This is a genomic window from Bradyrhizobium sp. USDA 3315 (assembly GCF_054056795.1).
On record NZ_JBSRYP010000001.1, the window covers coordinates 1,922,950 to 1,935,733 of the forward strand.

Consider the following 12,784-nt stretch of genomic DNA (forward strand, 5'->3'; position numbering starts at 1 on the left):
CTAACGCGATTTGGGGCCCGCCTTCAGCGCCTTCTGCGAATAGCGCTGGGCGACGATCGCCCGGCAGAACGCCGTGAACGAGCGGTACATGGTGCCGCTTTCGTTGTCGTATTTGTGGTCGCAGCGCTTGAGCTGGCCGGCATAGGCCTTCTTCTGCGACGTTCCGAGGCCGGACAGGAAGTCCCCCTCGCACCTCTTCTCGACCACGGCGCCGAACTGGACGTCTCCGCTGGCGCCGTATTCGCACGCCTCGAAGATCTTCATCGCGCGGTTGCAGCTCGGCGCCTTCTGAAGCTCCGCGATGATGTCGTCCATCTGGGTCGATTTGGCGGGACATTCCTCGGTCGCGGCATGCGCCGTGGTGAGCATCAACAGCACCGCCGGCACGGCCAGGCAAGATCGCAGCAACATCGCGTGGGCCTCCTTGAACTCCCCTTGGGTAGCCCGGCCTCCGCGCGGGGTTCAATGCTGCCGGCCATCGGCCCGAAATGACCGGCTTTTTGCTTGACGTTACCGCCTTCGGGCGGCGACAACCCAGCCGAATTTTGGCGCATGGTACCGGTTCGGGCAGCGGTTCTTCCCACCGGATCATGCTCCGCTCAAGCGCAGGAATTGACCGTGTCCGACCTCGCAACGCTCGAACAATCCATCCTCGACCAGATCGCCTCAGCCGCTGACGAGGCCGCCCTCGAGGCGGTCCGCGTCTCGGCGCTCGGCAAGAAGGGCTCGATCTCGGCCTTGCTCGCCACCCTCGGCAAGATGTCGCCGGACGAGCGCAAGACCGAAGGCGCCAAGATCAACCTCGCCAAGGATGCGGTGACGCAGGCGCTCGCGGCCAGGCGCGACGTGCTGAAAGCGGCCGCGCTCGATGCGCGCCTCGCCGCCGAGACCATCGACGTCACGCTGCCGCTGCGCGAGGCGCCGGCGGAGACCGGCCGCATCCATCCGCTGAGCCAGGTCTGGGACGAGCTCACCACGATCTTCGCCGACATGGGCTTTGCGGTCGCCGAAGGTCCCGACATCGAAACCGACGACTACAACTTCACCAAGCTGAACTTCCCCGAAGGCCATCCGGCGCGCGAGATGCACGACACCTTCTTCTTCAACCCGAAGGAGGACGGCTCGCGCATGCTGCTGCGGACCCACACCTCGCCGGTGCAGGTGCGCACCATGCTGACCCAGCAGCCGCCGATCCGCGTGATCTGCCCGGGCCGCACCTATCGCATCGATTCCGACGCGACGCACACGCCGCAATTCCATCAGGTCGAGGGCCTCGTGATCGACAAGGGTTCGCATCTCGGCCACCTCAAATGGATCCTGCACGAGTTCTGCAAGGCGTTCTTCGAGGTCGACCACATCAACATGCGGTTCCGGCCGTCGTTCTTCCCGTTCACCGAGCCGTCGCTCGAGGTCGACATCCAGTGCCGCCGCGACAAGGGCGAGATCCGCTTCGGCGAGGGCGAGGACTGGCTGGAGATTCTCGGCTGCGGCATGGTGCACCCCAACGTGCTGCGCGCCTGCGGCCTCGATCCCGACGTCTACCAGGGTTTTGCCTGGGGCATGGGCATCGACCGCATCGCGATGCTGAAATACGGCATCGCCGACCTGCGCCAATTGTTCGACAGCGACGTGCGCTGGCTCAGCCACTACGGCTTCAAGCCGCTCGACATCCCGTCGATCGCGGGGGGCTTGAGTTCGTGAATCTTGCCTTCGGTCCCATCGTGAAGAAAGCCGCCACCCTAACCCTCCCCCGCAAGCGGGAGAGGGGACTGGAGAAGTCATCGTCATGAAGTTCACCCTCTCCTGGCTGAAGGAACATCTCGAGACCGACGAGCCGCTCGACAAGCTCGCTGACAAGCTCACCATGATCGGGCTCGAGGTCGAGAACATCGAGGACAAGGCGAAGGCGCTGGCGCCGTTCACCATCGCGCGTGTGATCTCGGCCGAGCAGCATCCGAATGCCGACCGGCTGCGTGTCTGCATGGTCGACACCGGCGACGGTGGTGCGCCGGTGCAGGTGGTCTGCGGCGCGCCGAATGCGCGTGCCGGGCTGATCAGCGTGTTCTCGCCGCCCGGCACCTACATCCCCGGCAAGAACATCACGCTCGGCGTCGGCACTATCAGAGGCGTCGAGAGCCGCGGCATGCTGTGCTCTGCGGCCGAGCTGCAGATCTCCGAGGATCACGACGGCATCATGGAGCTGCCGGCGGACGCGCCGCTCGGCAAGGGCTATGCCGACTGGGCCGGGCTCGGCGATCCCACCATCGAGATCAATTTGACGCCGAACCGGCAGGACTGCACCGGCGTGCACGGCATCGCGCGCGATCTGTCCGCCGCCGACATGGGCAAGTTCAGGGATCCCGGCATCAAGCCGGTCAAGGGCGAATTCCCCTGCCCGGTCGCGGTGAAGGTGGAAGACGCCACGCTGTGTCCGGGCTTCGCGCTGCGGCTGGTGCGCGGCGTGAAGAACGGCCCGTCGCCGGAATGGCTGCAGAAGCGGCTGACCTCGATCGGGCTGCGCCCGATCAACGCGCTGGTCGACATCACCAACTTCATGACCTACGACCGCGCCCGCCCGCTGCACGTGTTCGACGCCAGGAAGGTGCAGGGCAACCTCACCGTCCGCCGCGCCAAGGACGGCGAGACGCTGCTCGCGCTCGACGGCCGCACCTATACGCTCGACAGCAACATCTGCGTGATCGCCGACGAGCACGGCGTCGAATCGCTCGCCGGCATCATGGGCGGCGAAGCCTCGGGCTGCGACGACAACACCACCGACGTGCTGATCGAATCGGCGCTCTGGAACGAGATCAACATCGCGCAGACCGGCCGCAAGCTCGGCATCAATTCAGACGCGCGCTATCGCTTCGAGCGCGGCGTCGATCCGGCCTTCATGGTGCCCGGGCTCGAGCTCGCGACCAAACTGGTGCTGGCGCTGTGCGGCGGCACGCCGTCCGAGAACGTCGTGGTCGGCAAGCAGTTCGGCGAGGATCGCGTCATCGATTTCCCGCTCAGTGAAGTGAAGCGCCTTGCCGGCATCGAGGTGCCGCTGGTCGAGGTGAAGCTGATCCTCACCCGGCTCGGCTTCATGTTGGCCGGCAACGGCCCCGTGGTGAAGATCGCGATCCCGTCCTGGCGCACCGACGTGCACGGCAAGGCCGACATCGTCGAGGAGATCGTGCGCATCGTCGGCGTCGACAAGGTGCCGATGACGCCGTTCGAGCGCGGCGAGGAGCCGCGCAAGCCGGTGCTGACGCCGATGCAGCTGCGCACCCGCCGCGCCAAGCGCGCGCTCGGCGTGCGCGGCATGGTGGAAGCCGTGACCTGGTCGTTCATCACCAATGACGCGGCAAAACTGTTCGGCGGCGGCCAGAGCGAGCTCGTGCTCGCCAACCCGATCGCGGCCGATCTCTCCGACATGCGGCCAAGCCTGCTGCCCGGCCTCGTCGCGGCGGTTCAGGCCAACATCAACCGCGGCTATCCTGATGTGGCGCTGTTCGAGGTCGGCCAGGTGTTCCGCGGCGACCGCCCGGAGGACCAGCTGGTCGCCGCCTCCGGCGTGCGCCATGGCTTCGCCTCGTCGAAGGGGATCGGGCGACACTGGGCCGGCTCGGCTGTGGCGGATGCGATGGATGCCAAGGCCGACGCCTTCGCCGTGCTGGCGGCCGCCGGCGCGCCGATGCAGGCGCTGCAGATCGTCCCCGGCGGTCCGGCCTGGCTGCATCCGGGACGCTCCGGCACCATCCAGATCGGCCCGCAGAACGTGCTCGGCACTTTCGGCGAGCTGCATCCGCGTGCGGCCGAGGCGCTCGGCGCCGACGGCCCGATGATCGTGTTCGAGGTGATCCTCGAGCGCATCCCGCAAGGCAAGCAGCGGGCGACGCGCGCGAAGCCGGTGCTGGAGCTCTCGGCATTCCAGCCGGTGTCGCGCGACTTCGCCTTCATCGTCGATCGCAGCGTCAAGGCGGGCGACATCGTCCGCGCGGCGCAGAATGTCGACAAGAAGCTGATCACTGATGTGACCGTGTTCGACGTCTACGAAGGCAAGGGCATCGACCCCGACAAGAAGTCGATCGCGATCGCGGTGACGATCCAGCCGCGCGAGAAGACCATGACCGACCAGGAGATCGACGCGGTCGCCGCCAAGGTCGTCGCCGATGTGACCAAGAAGACCGGCGGCACGCTGCGCGGGTGATGTGAACCACAGGCGGTCTATTGCACCGTCACCCTGAGGAGGCCGCGTAGCGGCCGTCTCGAAGGGTCGACGGCCCCGCCTGTGGCCGTGCATCCTTCGAGGCTCGCTCTGCTCGCACCTCCAGCGACAAAGGCGAAGCCTTTGCGCGGGGATGACGGGTCTGAGTAGGGGCGCTTTGAGTTGCCAGCCAGCTAGTCGAATCTCGTTATCCTTTCATGACCTCCTTCAGCCTGATCCCCTCCGACATCTCGACCAGCATCGCGCTCGCGATCTGCGCGATCGCCTTCGTGTCGGGCACGGCGCGCGGCTTCTCGGGCTTCGGCTCGGCGCTGATCTTCATGCCGCTCGCGAGCAGCGTCGCGGCGCCGCGGCTGGTGGCGGCGCTGCTGCTCATCATCGACTTCATCGCCGCCACGCCGCTGCTGCCGAACGCGTGGACCCATGCCGACCGCAAGGCGACCGCGGTCATGGTCGCCGGCGCGCTGGTCGGCGTTCCCATCGGCACCTATTTCCTGACCGTGCTCGAGCCTGTCACGACGCGCTGGATCATCTCCTGCTTCGTCGCGGCGCTGCTCGCACTGCTGCTGTCGGGCTGGCGCTATCACGGCAAGGAGCACGTCGCCCTCTCCGTCGGCGTCGGCGGCCTCTCCGGCTTCTGCAGCGGCCTCCGCGCAAACCGGCGGCCCGCCGATCGTCGCCTACTGGCTGGGCCGCCCGATCTCGTCGGTGATCTCGCGCGCCAATATCGTGCTGTTCTTCGGCGCCTCGGACTTCTTCTCGCTGGTCAGCTACTGGTTCACCGGCTTGATCACGATCGAATCGGTCAAGTTCTCGCTGATCGTCGGCCCGATCTACGGCATCGGCGTCTGGTTCGGCGCCGCGCTGTTCGGCAAGGCGAGCGAAAAGGTGTTTCGCGCGATCTGCTACGCGCTGATCGCGGCTGCCGTCATCGTCGGCCTGCCGGCGCTTGATGGCATCCTGCGCGGCGGCTAGGGTCGCAGCATTCAAAAGAGACCAGGGAGACACCGATGATCGATCGCCGCAACGCATTGAAACTGGCGCTCGGCAGCGCCGCCGTGCTCGCGGCGCCTCACGTGCGCGCGCAAACCGACAAGGCGCGGACCCGCATCGTGTTCCTCGGCACCAAGGGCGGGCCGCGCGTCGGCAACGGCGCTTCGAACCCCGCCAATCTCGTCGTCGTCAACGATACCCCGTTCGTGATCGATTGCGGCATGGGCGTCAGCCGCCAGCTCGTGCGCGCGGGCGTGCCGATCCCGCAGGTCAAGTACATCTTCATCAGCCATCATCATTCCGATCACAATCTGGAATACGGCAATCTGTTCTACAACGCCTGGGCGGCCGGCCTCTCGACGCCGATCCATTCGTTCGGCCCCAAGGGCATCGAGGCGATGACCAAAGAATATTGGGAGCTGAACAAGTTCGACGTCGAGACCCGGATCGAGGACGAAGGCCGCCCGGACCCGCGCAAGCTGCTGATCGCGAAAGACATCAGCGACGATGGCGTGGTGCTGAAGACATCGGATGTCACCGTGACCGCGTTCCGCACGCCGCACCCGCCGATTACGGATAACTTCGCCTACAAGTTCGAGACCCCGGACGGCACCATCGTGTTCTCCAGCGACACCGCCTACAACCCGAAGCTCGCCGAATTTGCCAAGGGCGTCGACGTGCTGGTGCACGAATGTCTCTACGTCCCCGCGGTCGATCGCCTGGTTGCCACGACCAAGAACGGCGCCACGCTGAAGAAGCATCTGCTCGACAGCCACACCTCGACCGAGGACGTCGGCCGCATCGCAGCCGCCGCCGGCGTGAAGACGCTGGTGCTGAGCCACTTCGTCCCCGGCGACGATCGGCAGGTCACCGACGATGACTGGACGAGGGACGTGAAGAAGAACTATTCCGGCCGCATCGTGGTGGCCAAGGATCTGATGGAGCTGAAGCTGCCGGTGTGAAAAGACAAATCATGTCGCGAGAATGCGGATTCATGACCACCTGCTGCGCAACATCCTCGGTGTCGTCCCTGCGAACTCAGGGAGCCATAACCACGAATGGTTATTGCTGAACGATAGTGGAACGACGAGTCCCGATCACAACATCTGCTGCGGCGTATGGGTCCCTGCTTTCGCAGGGACGACATCTGTTGTGCGGCAGCACTCGCCACCAATCACCGCACACACCACGGTAAGGCCGGCCGCGCTCAACCGTCACCTCACCCGACCGTCAATTCATCGCCCCGGAGCGAGGCGACGTGCGGCGCTTGTGTTTTGCGGCGGGCGCTGCGGGCGCCGGTGTCGCTTCCTTCGCCCCGCCGATCCTGCGCAGCGCGGCGTCGGCGGCGCGCTCGCCGCTGTCCCAGGCGCCGTCGATGGTGCCCCACAGCGCCTCATGGGTGGCCTCGCCCGCGAGATACATGGCGCCGATCGGCTCGGCCAGGATTCGGCGCGAGAATTGTGCGCCGGGTGCAGCAGCCGACATCGCGCCCATAGTGAAGGGCTGTGCATCCCAGCGCGTCGCGCTGGTCTTCTTGACGGCGGCGCCGACCTCGCTGCCATAGAGCTTGGTCAGCCATTCCACCGCGAAAGCCGACATCGCCTGCTCGCCTTGCGCCGACAGGTCGCGGCCGAACGAGCCTGCGACGTCGATCGTGCACAGCGAAGAGCCTGCGATATTGCCGTAGAGCAGCGCCGTCTTGGTCGAATTGCTCTGCTCGATGATGACGTCATCGCGCGACAGCCCGAGCGGATTGCCGGGGATCTGCAGCGCGATGCGATCGTAGCTGCCGAGGCTGAGCTTGGCGGCGGCATCGAGCGCGCGCTTCGGAAGCTCCGGCGCGAATTTGATATTGCCGCTCGCAAGCACGTTGCTCGACACCGTGACGATGGCGGCACGCGCGGTGATCTTGCCGGAGGGCGTCTCGACCATGACGTCGCGATTGCTCCACAGGATACGCTGCGCCGGCGTCGACAGCGCCAGCGGCAGTCCCTCACCGAGCTTTGCGATCAGCGCGCCGAGCCCCTGCCGGCAGGCGATCGCGGTGTTGCGATCCTGCCCGCGCACCTTGTCGACGGCGGAAAGATCCTTCAGATCCTTGCCGCAGAAACTGGGCCCGAGCAGGAATTCCGCGGTGCCGGCCCAATCGCCGAGGTCCTTCGGCATCGCTGCGGCGCAGGCAATATCGGCCTTGCGCGCAGCGTCGTCGATCGCGCGATTGGCGCGCACCAGCGCCGCCAGAAACTCCTCGGTCTCGCCGGGACGGGCGTAGCGCCGGCCAATGCGAATCTTCTGCCCCGCAGGCGCCGTGACGATGTCGAGGCCCGCGGAGCGGGCCAGCCGGATCATCGGATTGGTCTCGGGATTGTGCATCCAGCGCGCGCCGCGGTCGAACGGCACGCCGAATGTCGACGCATCGGTCTGGCAGCGGCCGCCGACCTGGCCCGCCGCCTCCACCACGATCACCTTGCGGTTGGCGGCCGCGATCCGTCGCGCCGCGGCAATGCCTGCGGCACCCGCGCCGATCACGACGATGTCGGCCTCGCGCGGCGGCGGCGCAGCAAGCACCCGGCCGCCCAGCGCAGGCACCAACGCGAAGGCTGCGGACGCCGACAGGAAATCGCGGCGGGTCACGGTCATGACATAGCTTCTGGCATGGTTTCCGGGGACTTGCGGAGAACGGGAACGCTTCGCGAACTGTGCCGCATCTCACCGACCGCAGCAACCATCACGGTAAATCAATCATGATTGATCCGCCGATGGCATGAACTAAATTGCAACAGCTTGCGACCATGATTAAGTGAAACACAAGCGGTCATAGAACCGCTGGGGGGAATCCATGGGCGTAATGCTCGATACCGTCGGTAAATGGATCGCGGGGTACCTGCAGAAGGAAGTGCCCGGTTACGAGCCGTTCACGCCGAGCGACCCGGACCATCTGCGGAGCATCATGCAGCCCGGCGACGTGCTGCTGGTCGAAGGCAACAACCGGATTTCCGGCATCATCAAATACCTCACGCAGTCGACCTGGTCGCACGCCGCGCTGTTTGTCGGACCGATCGACGGCGCGTTCGAGCCTGACGGCGAACAGCATGTGCTGATCGAGGCCAATATCGGCGAAGGCGTGACCTCCGCGCCGCTGTCGAAATATCTCGCTTACCACACCCGCCTCTGCCGTCCGGTCGGCCTGTCGTTCGAGGACCGCACCACGGTGTGCCGCTACGCCATCAACCGCATCGGCTTCGGCTACGACACCAAGAACATCGTCGATCTCGCGCGCTATCTGTTTCCGCTGCCGATCCCGCAGCGCTGGCGCCGCCGCATGATCGCGTTCGGCTCCGGCGATCCGACCAAGATCATCTGCTCGGCGCTGATCGCGCAGGCGTTCGACGCCGTGCGCTATCCGATCCTGCCCAAGATCACGCGCGCCGCCAGCCGCAAGGCGCGCCGCGAGATCCTGCATATCCGCGATTCCTCGCTCTACATGCCGCGCGACTTCGACATCTCGCCCTATTTCGAAGTCGTCAAACCCACCATCGTGCACGGTTTCGACTACACGGCCCTGCACTGGGCCGACAAGCAGAAGCCGCTCCAGGAGGTGGCGGGCGAATTCGGTGTGTTTCCAGAACGTAAGTCGCCGCCGCTTGTTCCTGAAGCGACTGACGAAGAGACGGCGCTTCCGGCTGCGGAAATGACCGCGGAAGGTCGCGCGCCGGTGTGACGATCAGAATGTTGCCGCAAGCGTCAGCCGAACGGCAAGCGGCTCGGCAGGATGAACGTGGCGGTCGGCGACGCCATCGATCGGTTCGCCCGGCAGCCGCGACAGATAATAGTATTCGATCTGGTTGGTTTGCGCGTTGAAGAGATTGAGGACGTCGAGCTGCAGCCGCATCCCGTTGTCGAATTTGTAGCCGGCGCGGGCGTTGACGATGAATGACGACAGCGAGCGCACGCCGTCATCCTCGATCAGCGGGCGCGGGCCGAAATAGCGGGCGCGCAGGCTGCCGAACCAGCCGGTCTCGCGGCCGAAGGTGACGCCGCCGCTGGCGACCCACGCCGGCGCACCCGGAATGAAATTGCCGGCCGGATCGTCATCCATGAAGCGGGCGCGGGTATAGGCGAGATCGAAATCAAAACTCATCCACGGCAGGAGCTTGTACTGGTTGGTCCACTCGACACCGACGCGCCGGCTCGGCCGGCTGGGCTCGGTGGTGCCGGCATCGCCGACGAACAGCAGCTCGGAATCGAAGTCGAGCACGAACACCGCGAGCGACGAAGTGAGGCCGTCGATCGCCCTGGTGCGGATGCCGAGCTCGGCGCCCTTCGAGCGCACCAGCAGCGGCACGCGCTCGAGCGGCGTGATCTTGTCGTTGGGATCGACGGTGATGGTCGCACCCCTGATGTCATTGGAATGCAGGCCGAAGCCGGCATTGCCGTAGAACTCGGTCCTGGACCAGGGGCCGAGCACGATGCCGGCCTTCGGGCTCGTCATCGCCGCCCGGGCGTTGCCGGAATTCTGCGGCGTGTCGCTCAGCACATGGCCGGCGAAATAATCCTCGCGGATGCCGACCGTGGTGCGCAGCCAGTCGGTCCAGCGCGCGGTGGTATCGGCCCACAGCGCGACGCTGCCCTCCTGCACCTGGTCGTTGCGCACGGTGGACAGGATCTCGCGCTGCGCGGTCTTGAACAGGCCGACATTGATGTCGTCGTAGCGGGTCTGCACGCCGACCCGGGTCTGCGTATCGATGCCGGCGAAGCGAAGGTCGAAAGCATGGCTGGCGTCGAGGCCATAGACGGTGCGCCTGTCGGTCTGGCTGAACTGGTCGCCGTTGACGGGGTCGTCGAGGAAATAGGTGAAGTTGTTGTCAAGCTGCAGCGAGGAGCGGATCACATAGGCGTTGAGCTTGCTCTGCCCGTAGTCGCTGGACTGCGCCCAATTGCCGGACAGGTTGAAGCGGCTGGCGGTGCCGCCATCGGTCGGATCGAGCGTGCCATAACGGCCGATCAGGCCCTGGTCGATCGCACGTTGCGCGACCTGGTCGGTCGAATTCCAGCCGTTGGAATAGGCCATCGCGGTCAGCGAGAAGCCGTCGGTCGCGGTACCCTGGCTATAGCGCAGTACGCCGTTGAGCTTGCGAATGTCGTCGGGCACGTCCCACGGGCCATTGTATTTGTTGGCCTCGAAGGCTGCGAGCAGCGTGCCATCGCCGGCCTTGGCCGAGCTGGCTGCCATCGCGCGCTGATAGCCGAAGCTGCCAACCGTCAGCTCGGCGATGCTCTTCGGCAGTCCGTTCAGATAATTGATATCGACCGCGCCGGCGGAAGCGAAGTCGCCGTTGTCCGCGTAGTATGGACCCTTGCGGACGTCCATCGACCGGATCAGCTCCGGGATCAGGAAATTGATGTCGGCATAGCCCTGGCCGTGACCGTGGGTCGGCATGTTGACCGGCATGCCGTCGATGGTGATGGCGAGGTCAGTGCCGTGATCGAGATTGAAGCCGCGCAGAAAATATTGATTGGCTTTGCCCTCGCCGGAATGCTGAGTGACGATCAGACCCGGCACCACCTCCAGAACTTCGCCGACGCGCGAGATCGGCCGCGCATTCACCTCGTCGCCGCTGATCTGCCGCGCGCTGGCGGCGGTCGGTTGCAGATCGGACGCGGACACGGTCGCCGAGCCGCCGGTGATTCCGTCGCTCGCAGCGGTGGGTTGGCTTGGTTGGAGCGCGGCAGGCTTGCGGCCGCCGCTGGCGACATGGCGCGGACGCCGGGACGGTCTGGCGTGCCTGGGTGGCGCCTGGTCCGGCAACGTTACCGTCACCGGCGGCAACTGGCCGGGCACGGTAGCGACCGCCTGCGCTTCGGCGGCCGGCGCAAATGCTGCAATGGACGCGGCGGCGGGAAATATCCGCCATGCAGTACGACGCAACGCCCATGCCCCCGCATGATACCTGTTACAGTCACGCGACGACCGCACCAGTCCAACCAACCTCGGCAAAGCGACGCTAGCAAGCTCAGTATGACGTCACAAGAAAAATGTCATACCGCCAGGCAATCGAGCCACCACGGATAATCCATGCAACGCATCACCATCACCATCGAGGATGACCTGCTCGCGGAGATCGACGCCGCCGCCGATGCGCGCGGCTATCAAAACCGCTCCGAGATCATCCGCGATCTCGCACGCGCCGGCTTGCAGCAGAGCGCGGAGAACACGCCGTCAGGGCAATGCGTCGCGGCGCTGGTCTATGTCTACGATCACGCCGCGCGCGACCTGTCAAAGCGGCTGGTGCAGAATTTCCACGGCCATCACGACCTGTCGCTGGCGACGCTGCATGTGCATCTCGACGACGACAGCTGCATGGAGGTGACGGCGCTGAAGGGCGCCAGCAGCGAGGTCCGGCATCTCGCCGATCACATCATCGCCGAGCGCGGTGTGCGTTACGGTCGCGTCGTGATGATCCCGACCGCTCCGGACAAGAAGCCGCGCAAGCGGGGGCACGGGCACGATTGAGAGCGTGTCGTCTCGTAGCCCGGATGGAGCGCAGCGAAATCCGGGAAGCTCCGTCTGCGGGCGAGGCCCCGGATTTCGCTTCGCTCCATCCGGGCTACGCAATGAATACGCTACGCCGCCCTCGCCTTGGTGCCGCGCGGCAGGCCGGCGCGGGCGAGACCGCCATAGAGCGCCTCGTTCGGCATCTCCGATTTCAGGATCGCGCGCACCTCGACCAGGCGATCGAGATCGATGCCGGTCGGAAATCCCTTGCTCTCGCAGAGAAAGACGAGGTCCTCGAACACGACATTGCCGGTGGCGCCCGGCGCGAACGGGCAGCCGCCGAGGCCGCCGAGCGAGCCGTCGAGCACGCGGGCGCCCTCATCGAGCGCGGCGGAAGCATTCGCGATGCCCATGCCGCGGGTGTCGTGCAGATGCACGCAGACCGGCTTCGATCCCGCGATCTTCACCGCGCCCCGCGTCAGCTCGCCGACCTGCTTCGGCCCGGCATAACCCACCGTGTCCGCAATCGCGACCATGTCGACGCCGACCTCGTAGAGCTTCTCGGTGAGGCGCAGCACCTCGTTCGGATCGACGGGACCGACGATCGAGCAGCCCAGTGCCATCGAGATCGCGGCATTGACCAGGGGCTTGTGCGCGCTGGCATCGCGCAGCTCGCAAAGCCGCTTGATGTTCTCGATCGCGGATTCGCGCGAGCGGTTGGCGTTGGCCTGGCTGTGCTCCTCGGTCGCCGATACCACCGAGGCGATCTCGGCAACGCCGGTGGCCAGCGCCTCGTTGACGCCGCGCTCGTTCAGCGCCAGCGCGACGCCGTGCGCCCCGGGCAGCGCGGCGATGGAGGCGACCACGTCGCGGACATCGACGAATTGCGGGAAGGTCTTGGCCGGCAGGAACGAGCCGACCTCGAAATGGCGTACGCCGGCGGCGTATTCATCGCGCACCCAGCGCTCTTTCGCCGCGGTCGACGGGAACGTCTTCACGAGCTGCAGCCCGTCGCGCAGGCCGACCTCGCGCAGGCTCACCTTGTCGGTGGGATAGATATCGCGGACACGGGTCATGTCAGC

9 protein-coding genes and 1 pseudogene are annotated in these 12,784 nt (G+C 65.9%); 6 read left to right on the plus strand and 4 right to left on the minus strand.

Annotated elements, in window-relative coordinates; translation table 11 throughout:
* Positions 1 to 411 carry a hypothetical protein gene (locus tag ACVIYL_RS08865; RefSeq protein ID WP_456778301.1) on the minus strand — a complete coding sequence of 137 codons (411 nt, stop codon included), beginning with the start codon at positions 409 to 411 and terminating at the stop codon, positions 1 to 3.
* 207 nt (positions 412 to 618) lie between these two features.
* Here ACVIYL_RS08865 and pheS point away from each other — a divergent pair, with 207 nt between their 5' ends.
* The 4 genes and pseudogenes from pheS to ACVIYL_RS08885 all read left to right on the plus strand — a co-directional run bounded on the left by pheS (position 619) and on the right by ACVIYL_RS08885 (position 6,168).
* Positions 619 to 1,701: a phenylalanine--tRNA ligase subunit alpha gene (gene pheS / locus ACVIYL_RS08870; protein ID WP_225161500.1), complete on the plus strand. Its 1,083-nt coding sequence runs from the start codon at positions 619 to 621 to the stop codon at positions 1,699 to 1,701.
* 85 nt (positions 1,702 to 1,786) lie between these two features.
* The gene (gene pheT, locus ACVIYL_RS08875; protein WP_456778302.1) at positions 1,787 to 4,195 is read left to right on the plus strand and encodes a phenylalanine--tRNA ligase subunit beta; all 2,409 of its coding nucleotides are present in this window, start codon (positions 1,787 to 1,789) and stop codon (positions 4,193 to 4,195) included.
* A gap of 215 nt (positions 4,196 to 4,410) precedes the next feature.
* Positions 4,411 to 5,188 (plus strand): annotated as a pseudogene (locus tag ACVIYL_RS08880) (sulfite exporter TauE/SafE family protein).
* Positions 5,189 to 5,223: 35 nt separating this feature from the next.
* Entirely contained in the window at positions 5,224 to 6,168 is a 945-nt protein-coding gene (locus ACVIYL_RS08885) for an MBL fold metallo-hydrolase (protein WP_431016075.1), read from the plus strand.
* A 268-nt stretch (positions 6,169 to 6,436) separates the two neighbouring features.
* Here ACVIYL_RS08885 and ACVIYL_RS08890 read toward each other — a convergent pair whose 3' ends face one another.
* Positions 6,437 to 7,846 carry a flavin monoamine oxidase family protein gene (locus ACVIYL_RS08890; protein ID WP_456778303.1) on the minus strand — a complete coding sequence of 470 codons (1,410 nt, stop codon included), beginning with the start codon at positions 7,844 to 7,846 and terminating at the stop codon, positions 6,437 to 6,439.
* A gap of 199 nt (positions 7,847 to 8,045) precedes the next feature.
* Here ACVIYL_RS08890 and ACVIYL_RS08895 point away from each other — a divergent pair, with 199 nt between their 5' ends.
* On the plus strand, positions 8,046 to 8,927 hold the full coding sequence (locus ACVIYL_RS08895; protein WP_057020373.1) for a YiiX/YebB-like N1pC/P60 family cysteine hydrolase: 882 nt from the start codon (positions 8,046 to 8,048) through the stop codon (positions 8,925 to 8,927).
* A 3-nt stretch (positions 8,928 to 8,930) separates the two neighbouring features.
* Here ACVIYL_RS08895 and ACVIYL_RS08900 read toward each other — a convergent pair whose 3' ends face one another.
* Positions 8,931 to 11,135 carry a TonB-dependent receptor gene (locus ACVIYL_RS08900; protein ID WP_456778304.1) on the minus strand — a complete coding sequence of 735 codons (2,205 nt, stop codon included), beginning with the start codon at positions 11,133 to 11,135 and terminating at the stop codon, positions 8,931 to 8,933.
* A 147-nt stretch (positions 11,136 to 11,282) separates the two neighbouring features.
* Between ACVIYL_RS08900 and nikR the strand changes: the two genes are divergently transcribed.
* Positions 11,283 to 11,720 carry a nickel-responsive transcriptional regulator NikR gene (nikR, locus tag ACVIYL_RS08905; RefSeq protein WP_456778305.1) on the plus strand — a complete coding sequence of 146 codons (438 nt, stop codon included), beginning with the start codon at positions 11,283 to 11,285 and terminating at the stop codon, positions 11,718 to 11,720.
* Between the two features lie 110 nt (positions 11,721 to 11,830).
* On the opposite strand, the gene ACVIYL_RS08910 is transcribed toward nikR, so the two are convergent.
* Positions 11,831 to 12,778, minus strand: coding sequence for a hydroxymethylglutaryl-CoA lyase (locus ACVIYL_RS08910; RefSeq protein WP_456778306.1), 948 nt, complete (start codon positions 12,776 to 12,778; stop codon positions 11,831 to 11,833).
* Between the last annotated feature and the right edge of the window lie 6 nt (positions 12,779 to 12,784).

What these genes read in the sequence shown, in the direction of transcription:
- ACVIYL_RS08865 (WP_456778301.1), bottom strand. Translation starts at nt 411, where the DNA reads ATGTTGCTGCGATCTTGCCTGGCCGTGCCGGCGGTGCTGTTGATGCTC.
- pheT (WP_456778302.1), top strand. Translation starts at nt 1,787, where the DNA reads ATGAAGTTCACCCTCTCCTGGCTGAAGGAACATCTCGAGACCGACGAG.
- ACVIYL_RS08885 (WP_431016075.1), top strand. Translation starts at nt 5,224, where the DNA reads ATGATCGATCGCCGCAACGCATTGAAACTGGCGCTCGGCAGCGCCGCC.
- ACVIYL_RS08890 (WP_456778303.1), bottom strand. Translation starts at nt 7,846, where the DNA reads ATGACCGTGACCCGCCGCGATTTCCTGTCGGCGTCCGCAGCCTTCGCG.
- ACVIYL_RS08895 (WP_057020373.1), top strand. Translation starts at nt 8,046, where the DNA reads ATGGGCGTAATGCTCGATACCGTCGGTAAATGGATCGCGGGGTACCTG.
- nikR (WP_456778305.1), top strand. Translation starts at nt 11,283, where the DNA reads ATGCAACGCATCACCATCACCATCGAGGATGACCTGCTCGCGGAGATC.
- ACVIYL_RS08910 (WP_456778306.1), bottom strand. Translation starts at nt 12,778, where the DNA reads ATGACCCGTGTCCGCGATATCTATCCCACCGACAAGGTGAGCCTGCGC.